Below are 19,733 nucleotides of genomic sequence, written 5' to 3' on the forward strand. Positions count from 1 at the left end.
TCTAGGGTCTTCGCGCTTTAGTAGGCAGCGGTGATGTTCTCATAGCCGTTGACCTTCAGCGCATCCATGACGCGCTGCACAGCAGCCTCGTCCTTGTCCGGGTTATAGGTCTCCGGGAAGGTCAGGTGGGCAGAGTGATCATCCTTGAACTCAATGTTCATGAACTCGTGGCCAGCCTCCTGGGTAGCAAGTGCCAGCTCGCGCTGCACCGCTAACTTGCCGCTCTGCAGGTTGCCGCCGTTGAAGCCAGGATCTACCTCGGTGGCACCTTCCCCCTCACCGTTGATGACATCTTCCTTGTCACCGGTGATGCGGCCCTTTTCAGCGTGCGCGCCCGGCTGCTGGTCCTTGGTGCCCTGCTCGCCAGTCTCGGCCGGCGCGGTTTGGGTGGTCTCAGCAGGATCAGGCTGCGACAGCTGGTCTTGAGCATCGACCGGGCCGGTAGAGCCGGCAAACGGCATGACGGCAGCAATTGCGGTAGCGAGCAGGGAAGAAATAGACGACATAAGAGTCTCCTTAACGTTTGATGATTTTCAACTAAGGGAGACCCTAACACTCGTGAATATAAATCGCTATACCCCGAGCCTTATTTATTAATAAAGGTTTCCTGTCAACTATTTTCAGCACCAATGGCGCGCATAGCCTAGGCGCCACGTTATATAGCGGCACTAGGATGCCTACAAAACGGAAACATCCCCCTGCCCCGCATGTGCGGAGAGGGGGATGAAATCTACCTAGTAGAGATTACTTGGTGTTGGCGGAACCGCCAGCAGCCTCGATCTTCTCTACAGCAGACTTGGAGAACTTGTCAGCGGTGACGTTCAACTTAACGTTGATGTCGCCGTTGCCCAGAACCTTGACCGGCTTGTTAGCGCGGACCAGGCCAGCAGCTGCGATGTCAGCAACGGTGATGTCGCCGCCATCTGCGAACTTCTCAGCCAGGTCAGCAACGTTAACTACCTGGTACTCAACGTGGTTCGGGTTCTTGAAGCCCTTCAACTTAGGCAGACGCATGTGGATCGGCATCTGGCCACCCTCGAAAGCAGCGGAAACCTGCTTACGAGCACCGGTGCCCTTGGTACCGCGACCAGCGGTCTTACCCTTGGATGCCTCACCGCGGCCGACGCGGGTCTTAGGCTTGTTTGCTCCTGCGGTTGGGCGCAGGTCGTGCAGCTTGATGATATCAGCCATGGTTTACTCCCCTGCCACTTCTTCGACGGTGACCAGGTGGCGAACCTTATGAACCATACCGCGAACGATCGGGGTGTCCTGCTTAACTACGGACTGACCGATGCGCTTGAGACCAAGAGCCTCAATGTTCTTGCGGTGGTTCGGATTGGTGCCCACCAGGCCCTTTACCTGTGTAATCTTCAGAGCCATTGTTTATGCCTCCTGACCTGCGCGCTTGCGCAGCATACGGGCCGGGGTGACCTCTTCGAGGGACTTGCCACGACGTGCGGCGACCTCTTCAGGGCGGACCAGCTGCTTGAGGCCGTCCACGGTAGCGCGGACGACGTTGAGTGCATTGTCGGAGCCCAGGGACTTCGACAGGATGTCCTGCACGCCAGCGCATTCGAGCACTGGACGAGCAGCACCACCAGCGATAACACCGGTACCAGGTGCGGCAGGCTTCATCATGACGATGCCAGCTGCGTCGCGACCCTCAACCGGGTGGGTGATGGTGCCGGCAATCATCGGAACGCGGAAGAAGTTCTTGCGAGCCTCTTCAGCGCCCTTCTGGATTGCGGCCGGGACTTCCTTGGCCTTGCCGTAGCCAACGCCAACCTGACCCTGGCCGTCACCGACGACGACGAGGGCGGTGAAGGACATGTTGCGGCCACCCTTAACGGTCTTGGAGACGCGGTTGATGGTCACAACGCGCTCGATGTACTTATCGCGCTCGTTGTCCTGCTGGTTACGACGATCGTTGCGGCGGCCGTTGCCACCGCGGTTGTTCTTGTTGTTCTCGGCGGAGCGTCCGCCGTCACGCTGTTCACGGTCCGACATTAGGCGTTCCTTCCGTTGATGTTTCCGTTGACGATGATCATTAGAACTTCAGACCACCTTCACGTGCGGCGTCAGCCAGCGCAGCGACGCGGCCGTGGTACTTGTAGCCTGCGCGGTCAAATACGACGTGCTCGATGCCAGCGGCCTTAGCGCGCTCGGCAACCAGCTCGCCTACCTTGGCAGCCTTGGCCTTCTTATCGCCCTCGAGTGCACGAACGTCCGCCTCCATGGAGGATGCGGAGACCAGGGTGTGGCCTGCCAGGTCATCGATGACCTGCACGTGCATGTGACGGGAGGAGCGGTGAAGAACCAGACGTGGTGCCTCAGGGGTGCCACGCAGGGTCTTACGGATACGGAAGTGACGGCGTGCGCGTGCTTCGCGACGACGAGAGGAAATGTCCTTGCCGACTGGAGTGCGCTTGGTGTTTTCAGTGTTTGCCATTGCTTACTTACCCGTCTTTCCGACCTTGCGACGGATCTGCTCGCCCTCGTAGCGAATACCCTTGCCCTTGTAAGGATCGTCCTTACGCAGACGACGGATATTAGCGGCGATCTGTCCGACTAGTTGCTTGTCAATACCGGTAATGGACAGCTTGGTTGCGCCGTCCACTGCGAAGGTAATTCCCTCCGGAGCCTCGATGAGGATCGGGTGGGAGTAGCCCAGGCTGAATTCCAGGTCCTTACCCTTCTGCTGGACACGGTAGCCGACACCGAAGATTTCCATCTTGATGGTGTAGCCCTCGGTCACGCCAACAACGGCGTTGTTCAGCAGGGAGCGGGACAGACCGTGCAGCGCACGGTGCTTGCGGTGGTCATCAGGGCGGGAGACGGACAGTACACCGTCTTCCAGGTTGATGGCGATAGGCTCTGGAACGTTAACGCTCTGGGTGCCCTTTGGGCCCTTAACCTCAACGTCTTGGCCGTTGATCTTGATTTCGACGCCGTTCGGTACGGCGATTGGTGCTAGACCGACTCGAGACATGTGTCAAACCTCCCTTTACCAGACGTAGGCGAGAACTTCTCCGCCTACGCCCTTCTCCTCAGCCTGACGGTCAGTCAGCACGCCGTGGGACGTGGAAATGATAGCCACGCCCAGGCCGCCCAAGACCTGTGGCAGTTCGGTGGACTTTGCGTACACACGCAGACCCGGCTTAGACACGCGACGCAGACCAGACAGGGAGCGCTCGCGGTTGTTGTACTTCAGCTCGAGGGACAGGGTGTGGCCCTCGACGGTGTAGTCAGCGATGTAGCCTTCCTGCTTCAAGATGTCAGCAATGTTTGCCTTCAGCTTGGAGGTAGGCATCGACACGGTGTCATGGTGCGCATTACTTGCGTTGCGCACGCGCGACAGCATGTCGGCAATAGGATCAGTCATAGTCATATGAGTGACCGTGTACCTTTCTCGTTGCGGTTCCCGTGCTCACCAAAGCGTTCTCCGTGTGATTTCGGGCTACTCACGCTCCCTACGGTCAATACCGTAAGGCGCTCGCCACCCTTTGATTCAGACAACGGTCCGCTATCTACGGCGAGGGGCCTACAACAAAGTTGATGTTCAGTTCTTGCATCGGCTCAGCGCTTTCTGCAGCTCAGCGCGCCAAAATCCGCATTGATTGGGGCACGCTGACGCCTCGGCGCAAGCACGAGGTACTATGCTACGCCATAACCTGCGGTTTTCCAAATAATCTGGCGCCTTCATTAGAGTCGGGACCAGCACGAACGTAAATAAGGAGATGGTGATGAGCCAAACACACGAGGACCCCATCCAATCCGCACACGAGTGGCTCGAAGAAGCCGCCCGTCACCTCGGCCTCGATCCTCAGGAGGCAACCGCACTCACCCGCGAAATCCTGGACCTCACCAAGGACGTCGCGCACAATCGCTCCCGCCCCGCGGCCCCACTTACTGCTTTCCTCGTGGGTCTAGCCTCCAGCGACGTAGAGGAAGCCCGCGGCAATATCGATGTCCTGAAGCAGGAGCTGCAGTAATGGCCGGCCGCAAGAACTCTACTTTTGCCGTCACCAAGGTCCGCCTAGGAGATGGCCTGCAGGTCGATACTCGCGCCGATACCGTCGCCGGCGAGGAGCCCCTGGAAATCCGCGCGGGTGGCCAGACCATCACCACCACCATGCGCACTCCCGGCCATGACATTGAGCTGGCGCATGGATTCTTGCATTCAGAGGGCCATATTGCTTCGCTTAGCGACGTCACCGAGGCCCGCTACTGCGCCGGCTCCACCGTCGACGGGATGAACACTTATAACTTGCTCGACGTTGAACTAACAAAGAAGAATGTGCTCGACCTCAGCGATCTGCGCTTGACCACCACAACTTCTGCCTGCGGCGTTTGCGGTACCTCCTCCATCGAGGCACTAACCAAGCACACCCGGTACCCGATTCCACAGGTACCGGTGGACCCCTATGTCATTGCCAAGCTGCCCGAAGCTCTGCGCGCCGAGCAAAAACAGTTTAAGAAAACCGGCGGCATCCATGCCGCCGGCGCCTTCACCCTAGACGGAGAACCGGTGGTCATCCGCGAAGATATCGGCCGGCACAATGCCGCCGATAAGGTCATCGGTCACCTTCTGCTAGAAGATCGACTGCCTGCAGACGATCTCATCTTGGTAATGAGCTCGCGCGCCAGCTTTGAGCTCGTCCAAAAGGCCGCGATGGCCGGCTTCGGAATGCTGGTTGCCGTCAGCGCCGCCTCCTCCTTAGCGGTGGAAACGGCCCGCGAAACTGGCATGGCACTCGTGGGCTTCGCCCGCGGTGACCGTTTTAACCTTTATTCTGGGGAGCTCGCTTAGTCGCGGTAGGCTTCAGGGCCGCGATTGAGCCACGCGTAGACGCCGCCAACTAAAAGGCCGCCGCCAATAAAGTTGCCGATCCAGACCAGGATCCAATTGAGAGCCACGTTACCAGCAGTCAGGGCTACCGGCACCGGATCGGAAGCGAATAGCGTGATGCTAAACAGGCAGAAGTTCGCGATAACGTGCTCCAGGCCCAGGCCAACAAAGGCGCCAATAATCGGAATGATGACGAAGAACTTAGAGACAATGTCCTTAGCAAAGATGGCGCCGACGATGCCCATATTGACCACAAAGTTCGCCGCGATTCCCTCTACCAGCATTCCCTGCGGGGACTTGGTCAGCTTCCCCTCAGAAAGGGTGACCAACAGATGCGAAGGATCCATTTCAGCGAATTTTGCGGACATACCCATGATGGCCGCAAAGATGACTGCGCCCACCAGATTGAAGAGAGTCGTGATGAGCAAAAGGTAGAAGGCTTTGCCCCACGAAACCTGCTTATTGCTTGCGGCATAGACCATATACATCATGTTTCCCGTGGCCAGATCCGCGCCCAGAATCAAAATGGCGAAGAGCCCGAGGCCAAAGAATAGAGCAAAGGTCACCGCACCCAAGCCTGGTGCTACACCATTGACGGCTTGGCCAACCACACCAGCAAATGCGGTACCGATGCACAGGTACACGCCGGCCAAAGTGGAGCGCACCGCGAAGCGAGAGAAGGATTCATCTAATAAGGTGACCTTCTTGACGGCCGCCGCCTTAGCGGCATCATTGAGAGACATCTTCTACCTCATTAATTAGAGCGAATTAAATCCCTGTAATCTTATCGTGACCACCTGATTCCGCGTCAATTCCGGGTATGCATACCCCTGCGTTGTAAGCTAGAGCTTTCCTATAACCCTTATTTTCTCTTCGGAGGTCGCATGGATTCCCACTACCGGCCGCGGCGGGAACCGAATCGGCTTCCCGCTAATGGGCGCCGCAGCGTTCCATCGCGATCCGACCGCACAGATGCTGATCGCCAGTGGCGCCAGGCCGAAACGCGCACCCGCCAACAACAGCGCCGCCACCCGCCGCGCCGCATTGAGGACACCTCACTTCCCCGGCACCGCCGCAAACCCACCATGTGGGAGCGGATCAAAAAGGTATGGAAGTCCTCCGGCATCCTTCGCGTGGTCACCGGCATCGTTGCCACCGTGTTACTCGCCAGCACGATTAACCGCGTGGTCAACCCTCCAGAGGGACTAGAAACCAATGAAGTCACTGCAGAAGAGGCACCTGCCATCGACCCTTCACCTGCAGTCGAGCTCTTCATCCCAGCTATTGAGGTTCATGCCGATTTTCAAGACGGCTCCTGCCGCGTAGTCAACGGCGCCATCAATCCGGACTCCATGAACAAGGCCTGCACCTATACTGCCGAAGACCGCCCTTATTCTCTGCCGGGCACGACGTCCCAGGACCTCGTGGTCATTGCCGGCCATACCGGTGCGGGAGTGCCAGGCGTTTTCAATAACCTCTACGATGGCTCTGCCAATGAGCACAAGGTTCATCTGGGAGACAAGCTCTACGTGCGCACCCAAAATTCCGGCCAGAACTGGCTCATCTATACTGCTACCGACTTACACGACCCAGATAAACAGGGGCTTTCTGACGACGCCTCTATTTGGGGCGAAGGCCCCATGCCCGGCCGCCTTCTCACCATCAGTTGCATTCAACCTGCGAATCCGCTGGAGCCAGCGGTGCGCAACGCGGTCGTCGGCTGGCAGTATGAGGGCACCACGCACACAGAGGCCGAAAGCGCCTAAGCCACACCCGCACAAGCCGGCGCCTGCGCACCTTTGAATCCAAACTGCTCGGTAAAACTAGAAAATCCCAACGCCCCTTCCGGGGAGTTGGGATTTCTTAGCGCTCTATCTACTTGAACGGGAAGCCGAGCTCGCGCAGGAGCTTGCGGCCCTCGTCGTCGTTAGTAGCGGTGGTAACGACGGTAATGTCCATACCACGAGGGCGGTCGATCTTGTCGATGTCGATCTCGTAGAACATGGACTGCTCGGACAAGCCGAAGGTGTAGTTGCCGTGGCCGTCGAACTGCTGATCAGACAGACCGCGGAAGTCACGAATACGTGGCAGCGCGATGGTCAGCAGGCGGTCCAGGAACTCCCACATACGGTCGCCACGCAGGGTAACGCGTGCACCGATGGGCATGCCTTCACGGAGCTTGAAGTTCGCGATGGACTTCTTAGCGCGACGCAGCTGCGGCTTCTGACCGGTAATAGCGGTCAGATCCTCGAGTGCGCCGTTGATGACCTTGGAGTCACGTGCGGCTTCGCCAACACCCATGTTGACAACAACCTTGGTAACGCCAGGGATCTGCATGACGTTGTCGTAGTTGAACTCGTCATTCAGGGTCTTGCGGATTTCCTCGCGGTAGCGAGTCTTCAGACGCGGGGTGTAATTCTCGCTCATTTTTAGATGTCCTTCCCGTTGCTACGCGCGATACGGACCTTCTTGCCGTTCTCGTCGAAACGGTAGCCCACGCGGGTCGGGTTGCCTTCGGAGTCAACGATCGCAACGTTGGACACGTGGATCGGAGCTTCCTGGGTAACGATTCCGCCGGACTCGGCGCCACGCTCGGCAGCAGAGTTTGCGACGTGCTTCTTGATGCGGTTAACGCCCTCAACGAGGACCTTGTCACGCTTTGGGTATGCCTCGATGACCTTGCCCTTCGCGCCCTTATCTGGGCCCGAAATGACGATCACCATATCTCCCTTATGGATCTTCATAAGACTAGATCACCTCCGGTGCGAGAGAAACGATCTTCATGAAACGCTTGTCACGAAGTTCGCGAGCAACCGGTCCGAAGATACGGGTACCACGGGGCTCGCTATCGCCCTTGAGAACAACTGCAGCGTTCTCGTCAAAGCGGATGTAGGAGCCGTCTGGGCGACGGGTCTCCTTCTTCGCACGGACGATAACTGCCTTTACGATGTCGCCTTCCTTGACGTTGCCACCTGGGACAGCGTCCTTGACAGTCGCGACGATGACGTCGCCGATGCCAGCGGAGCGTCGGACAGAGCCGCCAAGAACGCGGATGCACAGCAGTTCACGTGCACCAGAGTTGTCGGCGACGCGCAGACGCGATTCTTGCTGAATCACTATGGGTCTCCTGACCTGGATTGATGTGCGGTAAGATTTCCGTCCTTGCCACACGCGGTCTACAAACTTGCGATGCTCAAGCCTTTACAACGGACTGTGCCGAAGGGTCTCGGACCGGCGGTTCGGAAACGCACCGCTACGGGCCGACCAGCTTTCGCAACCTATACATTCAACCACACGCGCGCACCATTACCAAAACACTGTCTTTTGCTTGCCGACACCCCTCCAACGCCAAAATTTTCCCTGCATTACCCCCGGACACCCCCATAAAGCCTTGTTTCGAATAGGTCAATCCCCCTCGCCCGTCGCATTTAATTGCTCTACCTGGGACTTTAGTTCGCACTTCCAAGCCTGGCGGTGCAACTTTCCGGGCACGCATGTTCTAAATTGACCCAATTTTCACACGTGTAACACATGAAAATTCCAGTTAATTCACGTTTTTGAGGTGACAGTTGGGAACGATGTGACTAATGTGGTTTGCGTCAAGAAAGACATCTGCTTTTTGGCGCGTACCTATATTTCCCGAAGGAGAAACACATGAAGCGTTTGCCACAGACCCTGACCGCTGCTGTTCTGACCGGCGCGCTCGCCTTTGGCGGCGCGGCTGTTGCTCAGGCTCAAATCGGTGACCCAATGTCCGTTACTAAAGACGGCGAGGAATACGTTCGCCAAGACGATAATGGTGGCTCCACGTACATTTACGATAAGCGAGACGAAGACGGAAACCTCGTTGAGCGTAAAGCAATTTCCGTAGAAGAGGCACGACAGATTCGCGACGCAGAGCTCGGAAACGACAATGCTGGCACCACCGACGGTGAAGCCGACACTGACGGTTCGAATGACTCCGAGGGCGCAAACGACTCTGAAGGAAACGGTTCTGAGGGTGGAAATTCCGAGGACTCCGAAGGCTCTCAGGAAAATGTCATCCCAGCCCCAGCTACCATCGAGCTTGAGGATGGCACCGTTTGCTACCAGCACATTCAGGATAAGAGCGTTTACGTCGAGAACAGCAACGAGGTAAACACCGAGATCACCGACGAGACCGTCGGCAAGTGCAAGGATGCCAATGCTGGCACCACCGATCCTGAGGGCTCTTCCGAGCTGAGCGATGCTGCTAAGGCCGGCATCGGCGCTGCAATCGCTCTGCCAATCCTGGGCGGCATTGTTCACTACTTCCTGAACAAGGACGGCAAGACCTGGGTTAAGAGCCAGGATCGTGTAAATGCTGAGCCTACCCCTGAGGAGAAGGCTGAGTCCGAGAAGATCGTCGCTGAGCACGAGGACGAGATCAACGCTCAGCTCGCAGAGCAGGGTCAGGGCAACAACGCTGAAGGTACCGCTCCGGCTGCTGGCGAGTCCGCAGACTCCGCACGTGGTATGTCCGCTGAGACCGGCTCCAACTCCGTTGCACAGGCTCTGGCTGCTCTGGCCGTAGCTGCAATGGTTGCTGCTGGCGCCTTCGCTGCACGCCGCAAGTTCTTCGCTTAAGAAAGAACTCCCCTACTGAGTAGGGTCTGAAACTGAGACTGGCTGTGCCGGTCGGACTTCGGTCCGGCCGGCGCAGCTTTTTGTATGCCTGACTAAAACTGCGGTCACTCAGAGTCAAGGGCCCATCCGATTTAAGGCCGATCTGATCAGGCTGAATTGAGGTGGAAAAGGCCGATCTGAGGGGTGGTTTTCCTCAGATCGGCCTGATCACTATGGACCTAATGGGGTGGCCCTAAAATGATGGGCCCGAAAGCCCACCGTTGGCTTTTAAAGGATGCGCATTAAGACGCGGATTCGGAAGCCGGCGAGGCTGTCTGTGCAGGTACTGCGGCCGGCTTGGGGTCCACGGTAAAGATATCGGTGCCGGAGCCAATGAGCTCGCCGGGACGGAAAGCCTCGGTAGGAATTACGGGGCCGGTCTTCTTGGAGTTGGAGACCACCACCGGGGTGGTTACCGGAAGGCCGGCGGCCTTGATGGCGTCGATATCGAATTCGGCAAGGACATCGCCTCGCTTGACTTCATCGCCCTTGGTGACGTGGGAGGTGAAGTGTTCGCCCTTGAGGTTTACCGTATCGAAACCAATGTGCATGAGGATATCGATATTTCCCACCGCTGGGTCCTTGGCGCGGATGGCGTAGGCGTGGTGGGAGGGGAAGGTGACGGTGATTTTGCCGTCGGCAGGCGCAACCAGCTTGCCCACGGTCGGCTCGATTGCTACACCTTGGCCCAGCTTGCCGCCAGCAAACATGGGGTCACTGACCTGAGACAGTGGTACGGCGGTGCCCTCCAGCGGGGAGAAGATGGTGCACGCATCGTCGGCAGCTACCGCAGCCGGGGTGCCTGCGGCGGCCTGCGCCTCGGCTGCGGGAGGGTTGACCTCATCCGGGTCGATGGAGCCATTCTTGCGAATGAGCACCCGTCCGTAGAGGTAAGCGCCCACAAAGGCGACTACGAAGGAGATAACGCCGCACAACAGGAAAGTCGGGACGAAGCGGGGGACGGAGACGAAGCCGATGAAGCCGGCGGCACCGAGGGCGTCGGCAAGCACGCCAAAGATGGCGATGAAGGCAGAAGAAATAGCAGATGCTGCCATACCGATATAGAACGGCCAGCGCAGGCGGAGGTTCACGCCGAAGATGGCGGGCTCGGTAATACCGAAGAGGGCAGAAATACCCGAAGCGCCGGCCAGGCCCTTGAGCTTTTCGGAGCGGGCCAGGAAGTACACGGCGAGTGCGACGCCGCCCTGGGCGATATTGGCCATGGAGGCAATCGGGAAGACGAAGGAGCCGCCCTCGTTCCACAGCATCGTCTCAATCGGCGGGAAGGATTGGTGCAGGCCGGTAATCACAATCGGCGAGTAGACGAGGCCGAAGAGGAAGCCGGCGACGGGACCGGCAAAGTCATAGAGGTTGGCCAGGCCCATGCCCAGCCACTCGCCGGCCGTGCGCAGGATGGGTCCCAAACCCATGAAGGTCAGGAAGCCAGTAATCAGCAAGGTGAGCAGTGGGGTGAGCATGAAGTCCACCGTGCCCTTGAGATGCTTGTGCAGGAATTTCTCTAAGGTGGCGAGAATCCACGAAATCACCAGGATGGGCAGGATGGAGCCCTGGTAGCCGGCCTGAGCGACGTCGAAGCCGAAGATGTTCCAGTAGGACATCTCACCGTTTTCGATCGCCTCGGCCACGCTGTAGCCGCTGACCAAATCGGGCATGACCATGGCCATGGCCATACCGGCGCCGAGGAACTCGTTGCCGCCGAAGCGCTTCGTCGCGGTAAAGCCCACGAGGATGGGCAGGAAGGCAAACGGCGCAGAGGCAAGCAGGTTCACCAAGCCGGCAAAACCTTCCCAGGCGGGGAACATCTGGATGACGGATTGGTCACCGAAGAGCCCCTCGGCCGTCAAGACGTTGTTGAGCGCCATGAGCAGACCGCCGCCAAGCAGAATTGGAATGAGCGGGACGAAGATATCCGCAAGCACCTTGACCGCACGGCTGAACCAATTGCCGGATTCGGCGGCGATGTCTTTCAAGCGGTCGGTGGATACGGCCACGTCCTTGGAAATGAGGTTGGTCATTTCCTGGAAGACGATATTGACGTCGCCGGGACCGACGATGACCTGGAACATACCGCCGGCCTCAAAGGTGCCCTTGAGGTCGGGGTCATTATCCAGCGCGGCGGTGTCTACCTTGTCAGAATCTTGCAGCACCATGCGCAGGCGCGTGGCGCAATGCGCGAGTGCGATGATGTTGTCTTCGCCGCCCAGCGCCTTTAGCGTACGGGCGGCTACTTCCTTGTGGTCCATAGAAGAGCCCTTCAGTGTAATGGATCACATCCGGGTACCGGACGTGACTGCTTATTTCCATTACAGCCGGGATTCGGGCCTAAGTCCACACATTCGGGCGGAGTGTTGGCAACCTCACCGGTCTCGGGTACACCTACCCGCGCGGCTCCCACCCCTGCCAGGGGGACTCGCCAAACACAGCGAAGGACGCGGCGATGCGACCGCCACCGGCGTATACCTCGACGGCGCAGCCATCAGCAATCAAGCGCATCTCGCCATCCGGGCAGTCGATGGGATCGCCGCCGTTAAAGGCGATGGTGCCGTCACGTTGGGTGACGCGGAAGGCTTCGTCCCCGGCGGCGTCGATAAGAGCAAAGGAGCCTTCGCCCTTGATATCGATGGTGGAGCCAAAGCCTTCGCGCCCTTGGGTCTCCGGCAAGGCGGACCACAGCGGCTCTTGGTGCAGGTAGTTGTCCTCCAGCCAGATGCGGCGGGGCAGCGTCAAGGTATGGACCCAGCCTTCCGTTGGGGTGTCATCCTGGGCGGGCATGCCCATCCATCCCAGGAGGATGCCGTCCTCGGTGGCCTGGGGCGCATAGAACTGGGTGCCATGATCCAGGAGGGTAAAGCCGCGCTCAATATGGAAATCCAGGCCATCGAGCGTGCCCACGATATAGCCGCAGCGGTCTGTTTCTGCCTGGGGGCAGAAGATGAGGACCTGCTTATCGCCCAAGGTAAGCAGGTTGGGGCACTCCCACATATAACCGCCGGGCAGCTGCGAGGGATCGTCGAAAGAAATCTCGCCCTGGAATTCCCATCGGGCCAGGTCCTGCGAGCGGTACAGCACAATGGTGCCGCGCTCGTCTTCGGTCTGGGCACCGATGACCATCCGCCAGCCATCGCCATCGCGGGTGATCTGTGGATCCCGGAAGTGCCCCGTATAGCCCTCCGGGGAGTCCGGAATGAGGGGATTATTCTCGTCGCGGAGGTAGATGCCACCCTCCGGGCCCGAAGGGTCTATGGCGCGCACGCGGTTCTGGGACGGGATGCGGCGGCCATCCTCTTTCAGGTTGCCTGTGTAGAACAGCCAGACGTCGGTGCCATCGACCACCGCACCGCCCGAGTAGCAACCATCCTTGTCATAGGGCAGGTCCGGATACAAGGCATCGGGGTGGTGCTGCCACGGCGTGGGGGCCGATACGCTCGCCGTCGCATGCCCCCAGCCCGTGCGCTTGGGCTTGCGGGGAAAGGCCGGGTCGTGCTGGTAGTACACGTGCAGGGTATCGCCATCCACAAAGACGCCATTGGGATCATTGAGGCGGCCTTGCGGCGGGGCGAGGTGAAAATTGGGACGGTAGTTCATATCACCGATACTATGGAAACATGACTATTCATGTGTGCGGTGAAGGCCTCGTGGACCTCGTTCCGGTGGCCCCTGGCAGCTTGAACGACCACACGCCGGCGCTGGGCGGCGGGCCGTTTAACGTGGCCATCGCGGCCGCCAGACTGGGAGCAGACGTAGAGTTCCAGTCGCGCCTTTCTACCGATGGTTTCGGGCAGGAACTCGTTGGTCGCCTTGAGGCAGAGGGGGTAACCACCACTCACCTCCAGCGCGGTGACGAGCCCACAACCTTGGCTGTTACCACTATCCATGAGGACGGCTCGGCCTCCTATAACTTCTATATCGAAGGCACGGCCGACCGCCTGGTCGAGCCACAGCTGGTGCCGGCCGATATCGCATGCTTCGGCACGGTCTCCCTCGCCCTTGAGCCGGGAGCCTCCCGCTATGCGCAGCTGCTCAAGGACTTTGCCGCGCAGGGAACCCTGGTCGCCCTCGACCCGAACATCCGCCCCTTATATGCCACTGCGGAGCACCGCGAATTCTTGGCTGAGCTTCTCCCCTACGTGACTTTGTTGAAGCTTTCTGATGAAGAGGTGGAGTTCTTGGGCGACGACCTCATTTCGCAGGTTCCCATCGTAGTGGTCACCCGGGGCGGCGAGGGCCTGAGCGTTCGCGCGGGCGATACGTCCCTTACGGTGCCGGCCGCGCGGGTCACGGTCACCGATACCATCGGCGCCGGCGACACCATTATGGCCGCCCTGCTGACCCAGATTGATGAGCGCGGGCTCGACGCCGCCGCTCTTGCTGCGCTGGATCCGGCGCAGTGGAAGGACATCTTGTCCTTCGCCGTGGCTGCCGCCGGCATCACCGTCTCCCGCAAGGGCGCCAATCCCCCGCGCCGCGAGGAAGTAGAGGCTTCGCTATGACCTATACCAAGCGCACGCTGTGGCTCCACGCCGCGCTCTTTATCCTGGCGTTTCTCGCGTTCATTTTGCCGGTGGTCTTTGGCACCTCCGCTCTACTACCGGTTTGGCTCACCGGCGGCTTGAGCTTGGGCATTGCTGCCTGCGCGCTTGTCGACGCCGCCTATAAGTTCTTCGCCCCCTCTTCCCCGCGCAGCCTGCGCTTGCTCTCCGGTCTCGCCGGGCTCGTACTCCTTATTGGCTGGGGAATCTGGGTCTATATTTACGGCAATATGGCCGCCGTAGGCACAGGCTCCTATCGAATCGGCACCTTTTTGCTCGGCGCGGGAAGCGTGCTCAATCTTTTTGTAGTGGCAATTTCCTTTCTAGATTTGCAACGAAAGGTCAAGTAGAGCGTCGGGGAAACAGCCACTATTGGCTCGATTCCACTAATGTCCCGCTATGACGCGGCGGGGAACGATAATGGGGGCATCGCCAAGCGGATCCTCCCAGGCCTCGGCCTCGATGCCATAGGCCTGCGCCAATACCTTCGGCGACAGCGCTTGTTTCGGTGCCCCGCGAGCGATGATATCGCCGGATTTCATCACCACCATGGAATCAGAATAGTGGCCCGCCAGCATGAGATCGTGTAGGACTACAACCACTGTCTTTCCCGCCTGCGCCTGTGCGCGGGCCAACTCCAGCATGCGCATGGCATGGGCAGGGTCGAGGAAGGTCGTGGGTTCATCGAGAAGCAGCACGGGCGTATCTTGTGCCAGGGCCAACGCCAGCCAAACGCGCTGGCGCTGCCCGCCCGATAGCGAAGCGATATCACGATCGAGGAAGTCCACAATCTCGGTAGCCTCGCAGGCCCGCGCAATGATCTCCCGGTCCGTCGCGGAAACGCCGCGCATCCTCCCCTGATAGGGATGACGCCCGCGCGCGACCAACTCCCCCACCCGCAGCCCATCGGGGGCCACGGGGTGCTGTGGCAACAGCGCCACCTGCTGCGCGGCATCCTTCGCGGACATGGCGTGTAGGTCAGCTTCCCCGACCATGACGCTGCCCTGCCGCGGGGCCAGGATTTTCGAGAGAGTTTTCAGCAGAGTGGACTTGCCGCAGCCATTCGGCCCAATGAGCGTGGTGACTTCGCCGGCGCGGGCGTACAGATCAACGCCGGCAAGGATATCCTCGCCATCCTTATATCCCGCATGAATGCCGGTGGCGTGGAGGCTGCACCGAGGCTTTGGGCTCGTGATCTGTTTAGGCTGATTAGGCCGATTATCCTTCATTTCTTTTCCTTCATCCACGTCTGAGTGTCTAGCACCATCTGGCGCCGTGCTTATCCGTTCCCCTGCTGTGCCGCGGCACAACGTTTAGCTGCGCCCGGCCGCATTCCACACCAATATCACCAAGACGCAGCCGCCGATGACCGAGGAAACCGCACCCACCGGTGCATTTACCGGGATAGCACCGGCGATCACAGCACACACGGTCAGCAATGCGGCACCCGCGGCTGCCGATGCCAGCGGCGATGGCGTGGGGGTGCGCGCCACCATCCGCGCCAGGTGCGGCGCCAACAGCGCGATAAACCCAATGGGTCCCACCACTGAGACCACCACGGCGCTGATACCGGTTGCCGCAATAAGCAGGAGGGTGCGCTGGCGGGAGATATTCACGCCCAGGGTGGTTGCGGAGGAATCATCATGGGCAAGCAGCGGCAACTCCCTCGAGCACCAGATTCCTATGGCGAGAAACGGCGCTAATGCCACCAGGAGGGGGAGAATGACCTCCATGCGCACGAATCCAGTCGATCCTGCGAGCCAAGTTTGCGCCTCCGCAGCGCGCAGGATCTGGGCGCTGCGCATTAAATACGCGACGATGGCTTGAAACATCAGCGATAAGGCAATACCGATGATGACGATGCGGTTGCTCGTACCGATGCCACCCAGAACAGCGAGGAGGATGACAACGAGGAGGGCGCCGATCATCGCCAAGCATGCCCGCCACCAAAACTCCGGGATACCCTCGGCGAAACTGGGGCGCGAATGCACGGTGCCCAAGACCACCAGCACCGACGCCCCGCCGGTAACGCCTAAAATATCCGGGGAGGCCAGCGGGTTACGAGCCATGGTTTGCGTCCAAGAACCGGCCAAGCCGAGGGCGGCGCCCACGATAACGGTGGCGATGGCAACCGGCAGGCGCAAGTCCCACACCACCCTGATGTGGTTCTTGCTGCCGCCTCCGGTGAGGACATCGATAACCTGCCGCGGACTCAATGCCATGGGACCTTGCCCCAGTAGCACTAGGTACGCGCTAAGGGCGATGAGGATGAAAGCCAGCGTGGAAGCGAGCACGCGCACGTGCCGGCGGCGTTGTTGAGCTTTTAAAATATTGCTGATTGCGGTCATGCTTTATTGCCCCCATGCTCTGCCCACGCCGCGGTGAGCACCCCAAATGAGGAAAGGTGCGCCCACTATCGCGAGGACGATCGACATCTCCAGCTCCGAGTTACCCGCAATGAGGCGGCCGGTGATATCAGCGGCAAGCACGGCACAACCGCCCAAGAGCGCAGAGGGCAAAAGCAAGGTGGCAACGCTAGGGCCCACCACCCGCCGCACGATGTGGGGAATGGCAAAGCCGACGAAGGCAATGGGACCCGTTGCTGCCGTTGCGCTGCCGGCCAACACCACGACGCTGAGCGCCGCGCCCACCCGCGCGGTAGTGGGGGACCCACCCAAGGCGAGGGAGGACTCCTCCCCCATTGCCAGAAGGTCGAGGGGTCTAGCCACCATCGCCGCACACGCTACGCCAATAACTAGCCCTATGCCCGCGATCGCGACATCTTCTGGGCCGCGGCCAAAGGTCGAGCCGATAGTCCACCGCCGCATGCTATCGAGGACGTCCGTGGAATATAGACCGATGATCATAGCGCCCGATCCCAAAGCTGCGGAGACGCCGGCGCCCACCAGAATGAGCGTCAGGGGATCCTCAAACCGCCGCGATACGGCTAAGACCAGCAGCGTAGTAATACCCGCGCCAACGAGCGCGAGGGTAGTCCGCATACTGGTGGAGGTAGCAATACCAATGGCCGTGCCTAAGGCAACGAAGAAGGACGCGCCCGCGGTAACACCAATAAATCCTGGATCCGCTAACGGGTTTCTGGTCCACGATTGCGCCAGCACACCTGCCACAGCAAGGGCCGCGCCGGCGAAATAAGCCAAGAAGGTGCGCGGCATGCGCAGGTTCCACACGATATCGCGGATATCCTGCTCCCCTGCCCCGTGCAGGGCAGCGATAACCTCCCCGGGCGGAATCGAGCGGGATCCCACCGCCAAAGACACCACCGCCAACACCAGGCTGGCGAGAATGAAGGCGACAAGGAGCACTTTATGACTCTGTGCCCGCGCCACTACCGTTGCGGGGGTGCCGGTGGTCGTAGGACTATCTGCTGCGGAATCCGCCTGGATTTGTTGGCCGTCCATCGTGGTTGCTGACAATTACAGCTTCTCTTCAAATTTATCTACTGCCCAGGGGATAGTCACCGGATTGGGCATACTCATGGCATTGCCGGTATCGGTATCCAAGTAGCGCACGCGACCCTCCTTGACAATGTCGAGGCCTTGGAAGGTCTTATCATTCTTCAAGGCATCGGAGGAGCCGTTGTAGTCCAGGACAAAGAGGTAATCAACCTGGTTAAGCTTCGCGTAGTTTTCTGGGGCAATGTCGACGAAGAAGCTGCCGCCATCGCCCTGCAATGCATCGGGGATCTCCATGCCAAGGTCCTCGATAAATTGTCCACGCCCATCCTCCTCGGTGTATAGGCCAATTTTGCCGTCATAAGGCATGACGATGGCCGCAGACTTATCCTTCAATTCCGCGTGCTCGTGGCGGAACTCCTCGAAGGCCTTTTCGGTGTCATCGATAAGCTTATCGCCTTCGTCTTCTTTGTCCACCGCATCCGCGATGGTCTCTACCTGCTTTTCCCAGGGTACCTGCCAGTCTTCATAGCCGTTCGGCTTGACGGTGGTAGGCGCGATTTCTTCCAGGGATCCCTTCGTGCGTGCATCCACCGTCTGGTTCACCGCAATGATCTGGGTGGGGTCGGCCGCGGTGACCTGCTCAAAGGTATCCGCCGTAAATCCGGTCGCGGTATTATAAATCACCTCAGGCTTTGCGTCGCCCAAAAGTTCCTCTGCCCAGGGGCCGACGCCAGAAGGGTCGCCATCGCCCTCAGCACCCCACGGCGCCACCGTTACGGGAGTGATCCCCAGGGCAAGCAGCGTGTCGGCATCACCTAGACCCAGGCTAGCCACGCGCTGCTCGCTGGCAGCGTCGGTCGCCTGAGCTGTTTCATCACCATCACCACGCGAGCAACCGCCTAAAGCTACGGCTCCGGCGGAAAGCATTGCGACTGCGCCCATGGTGCGACGGCCGAAAATCTTCATGAGGTTAAGCCTTTCAATAAAGGAGGAAAATAACCTTGCTTACCCTATAACGCATAGCCTCGATTAGGCAAGGCTAAACTAAACTAGTAATTTTTTAGACACATGAACCCTTCCTTACGATCGGCCCCAATGTCTGCGCACGAACTCATCCCCGTTACTTTGACCGCCAATAAACGGATCCGTCCGCGCTTGCACCGACTCACGTTCTACGCCGAGGCTTTCCGGACATACACCCTCTCTGGCCCCGATGAATTCTTTGGACTCGTCATGCCCCGAGCCGAACAGGAATTTACGCCCTTCCCCGTCGACGGCATAAACCTCCGCTCGGCTGTGAGCGCGATCGACGAGGAGAGGCGGCCGGACCTGCGCTGGTACACCATCCGCGCTCTCCACTCGGAGGAGGCCACAGTCGATGTCGACGTGGTGACACACGGTGATTCAGGACCTGGCTCGCGGTGGATTCGCCGCGCACAAGCCGGAGATACAGCGGGATTCTTCACCTGCAACGACCTGTGGCGGCCAATCGAGAAGCCACAACTTCTAGTCGCCGACGCATCCTCCTTGCCCGCGCTGCGGCACATTTTGGCCTACCAAGAAGACCATAACCCGGAAATGCTTCGGGCCACCGACGTTATGGCCGTGGTTACCAGCAACGACGAGGTAGAACCAGGCCTCGCAGCTAGATGGGAGGCGAGCGTACACAGCCTGCGGATTATTCATACCCAACCGCACGGGGAGGCGGAGGCTGTCGTTGCCGCCTTGAGAGCGGACTATGCCGGTGCGTCGGGGCCAGGGTACGTATGGGCTTCCGGCGAGGGGAAGCTAGCAAAAAGCGTGCGAGGCCTCGCGGTGAATGAATGGGGCCTAGATACCACCGACGTCACGTGGGTACCCTACTGGTTTTATGAAAGGGCCCGGCCGTAAAGAAGTCCTAAAACGGCGAAGGCCCCGCCCCGAACCATAAGATTCGGAGCAGGGGCTGCGCTGGCTAATTTTTACTTAGCCTTCTCGATGATCTCAACGAGACGGAAGTGCTTGTCCTTGGACAGCGGGCGGGTCTCAGCGATGCGTACGAGATCGCCGATGCCTGCGGTTTCTTCCTCGTCGTGCGCCTTAACCTTCTTGTTAGAGCGCATGATCTTGCCGTACAGGGCGTGCTGCTTGCGGTCTTCCAGCTCGACAACGATGGTCTTGGTCATCTTGTCGGATACTACGTAGCCGGTGCGAACCTTAGGAGCGCCCTTGACCTTCTCCTTCTTCGGAGTAGGTGCCTTCTTGGAATCAGTCACGTTAGCCTCACTCATG

At 59.4% G+C, this 19,733-nt stretch carries 25 protein-coding genes; 7 read left to right on the forward strand and 18 right to left on the reverse strand.

Translation table 11 applies throughout. The features are described from left to right. Window positions 1-17 precede the first annotated feature (17 nt). From MHY08_RS02370 to rpsH, 7 genes are all read right to left on the reverse strand, one after another. The gene (locus MHY08_RS02370) at window positions 18-506 is read right to left on the reverse strand and encodes a hypothetical protein (protein ID WP_239235155.1); all 489 of its coding nucleotides are present in this window, start codon (window positions 504-506) and stop codon (window positions 18-20) included. A gap of 238 nt (window positions 507-744) precedes the next feature. After that, window positions 745-1,191, reverse strand: coding sequence for a 50S ribosomal protein L15 (gene rplO, locus MHY08_RS02375; protein WP_005322777.1), 447 nt, complete (start codon window positions 1,189-1,191; stop codon window positions 745-747). A gap of 3 nt (window positions 1,192-1,194) precedes the next feature. After that, window positions 1,195-1,380 (reverse strand): 50S ribosomal protein L30, encoded by a 186-nt coding sequence (gene rpmD / locus MHY08_RS02380; RefSeq protein WP_204610229.1) that lies wholly within the window; start codon window positions 1,378-1,380, stop codon window positions 1,195-1,197. Between the two features lie 3 nt (window positions 1,381-1,383). Further along, complete coding sequence (gene rpsE / locus MHY08_RS02385) at window positions 1,384-2,007, reverse strand: 30S ribosomal protein S5 (RefSeq protein ID WP_204610231.1); 624 nt, start codon at window positions 2,005-2,007, stop codon at window positions 1,384-1,386. 40 nt (window positions 2,008-2,047) lie between these two features. After that, window positions 2,048-2,449, reverse strand: a complete 402-nt coding sequence (rplR, locus tag MHY08_RS02390; RefSeq protein WP_005322788.1) for a 50S ribosomal protein L18 — start codon at window positions 2,447-2,449, stop codon at window positions 2,048-2,050. Window positions 2,450-2,452: 3 nt separating this feature from the next. Next, window positions 2,453-2,989, reverse strand: coding sequence for a 50S ribosomal protein L6 (gene rplF, locus MHY08_RS02395; protein WP_005322792.1), 537 nt, complete (start codon window positions 2,987-2,989; stop codon window positions 2,453-2,455). Window positions 2,990-3,004: 15 nt separating this feature from the next. Next, window positions 3,005-3,388 (reverse strand): 30S ribosomal protein S8, encoded by a 384-nt coding sequence (gene rpsH / locus MHY08_RS02400; protein WP_005322799.1) that lies wholly within the window; start codon window positions 3,386-3,388, stop codon window positions 3,005-3,007. 355 nt (window positions 3,389-3,743) lie between these two features. On the opposite strand from rpsH, the gene MHY08_RS02405 reads away from it, so the two are divergent. Both MHY08_RS02405 and fdhD read left to right on the forward strand, forming a co-directional pair. Next, window positions 3,744-3,992: a DUF6457 domain-containing protein gene (locus tag MHY08_RS02405; protein WP_239235157.1), complete on the forward strand. Its 249-nt coding sequence runs from the start codon at window positions 3,744-3,746 to the stop codon at window positions 3,990-3,992. Then, the gene (fdhD, locus tag MHY08_RS02410; protein ID WP_239235158.1) at window positions 3,992-4,810 is read left to right on the forward strand and encodes a formate dehydrogenase accessory sulfurtransferase FdhD; all 819 of its coding nucleotides are present in this window, start codon (window positions 3,992-3,994) and stop codon (window positions 4,808-4,810) included. The genes MHY08_RS02405 and fdhD overlap by 1 nt, the downstream gene beginning before the upstream one ends. Here the strand turns inward: fdhD and MHY08_RS02415 are convergent. Beyond that, complete coding sequence (locus MHY08_RS02415; protein WP_239194925.1) at window positions 4,807-5,592, reverse strand: formate/nitrite transporter family protein; 786 nt, start codon at window positions 5,590-5,592, stop codon at window positions 4,807-4,809. The genes fdhD and MHY08_RS02415 overlap by 4 nt on opposite strands. A gap of 141 nt (window positions 5,593-5,733) precedes the next feature. Here MHY08_RS02415 and MHY08_RS02420 point away from each other — a divergent pair, with 141 nt between their 5' ends. After that, a complete protein-coding gene (locus tag MHY08_RS02420; RefSeq protein WP_239194927.1) occupies window positions 5,734-6,615 on the forward strand; it encodes a hypothetical protein in 882 nt (293 codons plus the stop codon). A gap of 109 nt (window positions 6,616-6,724) precedes the next feature. On the opposite strand, the gene rplE is transcribed toward MHY08_RS02420, so the two are convergent. The 3 genes from rplE to rplN are packed head-to-tail and all read right to left on the reverse strand — an operon-like array spanning window position 6,725 to window position 7,966. Beyond that, window positions 6,725-7,276 (reverse strand): 50S ribosomal protein L5, encoded by a 552-nt coding sequence (gene rplE, locus MHY08_RS02425; protein ID WP_049358620.1) that lies wholly within the window; start codon window positions 7,274-7,276, stop codon window positions 6,725-6,727. A 2-nt stretch (window positions 7,277-7,278) separates the two neighbouring features. After that, a complete protein-coding gene (gene rplX / locus MHY08_RS02430) occupies window positions 7,279-7,593 on the reverse strand; it encodes a 50S ribosomal protein L24 (RefSeq protein WP_023027809.1) in 315 nt (104 codons plus the stop codon). Between the two features lie 4 nt (window positions 7,594-7,597). After that, window positions 7,598-7,966, reverse strand: coding sequence for a 50S ribosomal protein L14 (rplN, locus tag MHY08_RS02435; protein ID WP_049378875.1), 369 nt, complete (start codon window positions 7,964-7,966; stop codon window positions 7,598-7,600). Window positions 7,967-8,503: 537 nt separating this feature from the next. On the opposite strand from rplN, the gene MHY08_RS02440 reads away from it, so the two are divergent. Continuing rightward, entirely contained in the window at window positions 8,504-9,454 is a 951-nt protein-coding gene (locus MHY08_RS02440) for a hypothetical protein (protein ID WP_239194636.1), read from the forward strand. 281 nt (window positions 9,455-9,735) lie between these two features. Here the strand turns inward: MHY08_RS02440 and MHY08_RS02445 are convergent, their stop codons facing one another. Both MHY08_RS02445 and MHY08_RS02450 read right to left on the reverse strand, forming a co-directional pair. After that, the gene (locus tag MHY08_RS02445) at window positions 9,736-11,757 is read right to left on the reverse strand and encodes a sucrose-specific PTS transporter subunit IIBC (protein ID WP_239228614.1); all 2,022 of its coding nucleotides are present in this window, start codon (window positions 11,755-11,757) and stop codon (window positions 9,736-9,738) included. 133 nt (window positions 11,758-11,890) lie between these two features. Then, the gene (locus MHY08_RS02450; protein WP_239235159.1) at window positions 11,891-13,099 is read right to left on the reverse strand and encodes a glycoside hydrolase family 32 protein; all 1,209 of its coding nucleotides are present in this window, start codon (window positions 13,097-13,099) and stop codon (window positions 11,891-11,893) included. A gap of 20 nt (window positions 13,100-13,119) precedes the next feature. Between MHY08_RS02450 and MHY08_RS02455 the strand changes: the two genes are divergently transcribed. Both MHY08_RS02455 and MHY08_RS02460 read left to right on the forward strand, forming a co-directional pair. Beyond that, entirely contained in the window at window positions 13,120-14,004 is an 885-nt protein-coding gene (locus MHY08_RS02455) for a carbohydrate kinase (RefSeq protein WP_239235160.1), read from the forward strand. Next, on the forward strand, window positions 14,001-14,393 hold the full coding sequence (locus tag MHY08_RS02460) for a multidrug transporter (RefSeq protein ID WP_239235161.1): 393 nt from the start codon (window positions 14,001-14,003) through the stop codon (window positions 14,391-14,393). The genes MHY08_RS02455 and MHY08_RS02460 overlap by 4 nt, the downstream gene beginning before the upstream one ends. A 36-nt stretch (window positions 14,394-14,429) precedes the next feature. Here the strand turns inward: MHY08_RS02460 and MHY08_RS02465 are convergent, their stop codons facing one another. The 4 genes from MHY08_RS02465 to MHY08_RS02480 form a co-directional block, all read right to left on the reverse strand. After that, entirely contained in the window at window positions 14,430-15,272 is an 843-nt protein-coding gene (locus MHY08_RS02465) for an ABC transporter ATP-binding protein (protein WP_239235183.1), read from the reverse strand. 84 nt (window positions 15,273-15,356) lie between these two features. Continuing rightward, complete coding sequence (locus MHY08_RS02470) at window positions 15,357-16,391, reverse strand: iron chelate uptake ABC transporter family permease subunit (RefSeq protein ID WP_239235162.1); 1,035 nt, start codon at window positions 16,389-16,391, stop codon at window positions 15,357-15,359. Between the two features lie 3 nt (window positions 16,392-16,394). Continuing rightward, entirely contained in the window at window positions 16,395-17,480 is a 1,086-nt protein-coding gene (locus tag MHY08_RS02475; protein ID WP_239235163.1) for an iron ABC transporter permease, read from the reverse strand. Continuing rightward, a complete protein-coding gene (locus MHY08_RS02480) occupies window positions 17,481-18,428 on the reverse strand; it encodes an ABC transporter substrate-binding protein (RefSeq protein WP_239235164.1) in 948 nt (315 codons plus the stop codon). 129 nt (window positions 18,429-18,557) lie between these two features. On the opposite strand from MHY08_RS02480, the gene MHY08_RS02485 reads away from it, so the two are divergent. After that, on the forward strand, window positions 18,558-19,352 hold the full coding sequence (locus MHY08_RS02485; RefSeq protein WP_239235165.1) for a siderophore-interacting protein: 795 nt from the start codon (window positions 18,558-18,560) through the stop codon (window positions 19,350-19,352). Window positions 19,353-19,423: 71 nt separating this feature from the next. Here the strand turns inward: MHY08_RS02485 and rpsQ are convergent, their stop codons facing one another. Next, window positions 19,424-19,732, reverse strand: coding sequence for a 30S ribosomal protein S17 (gene rpsQ / locus MHY08_RS02490; RefSeq protein ID WP_005322841.1), 309 nt, complete (start codon window positions 19,730-19,732; stop codon window positions 19,424-19,426). Window position 19,733: the final 1 nt, after the last annotated feature.

The sequence above is a fragment of the Corynebacterium sp. ACRPJ genome, assembly GCF_022347345.1.
GTDB classification, from domain to species: Bacteria; Actinomycetota; Actinomycetes; order Mycobacteriales; family Mycobacteriaceae; genus Corynebacterium; species Corynebacterium tuberculostearicum_D.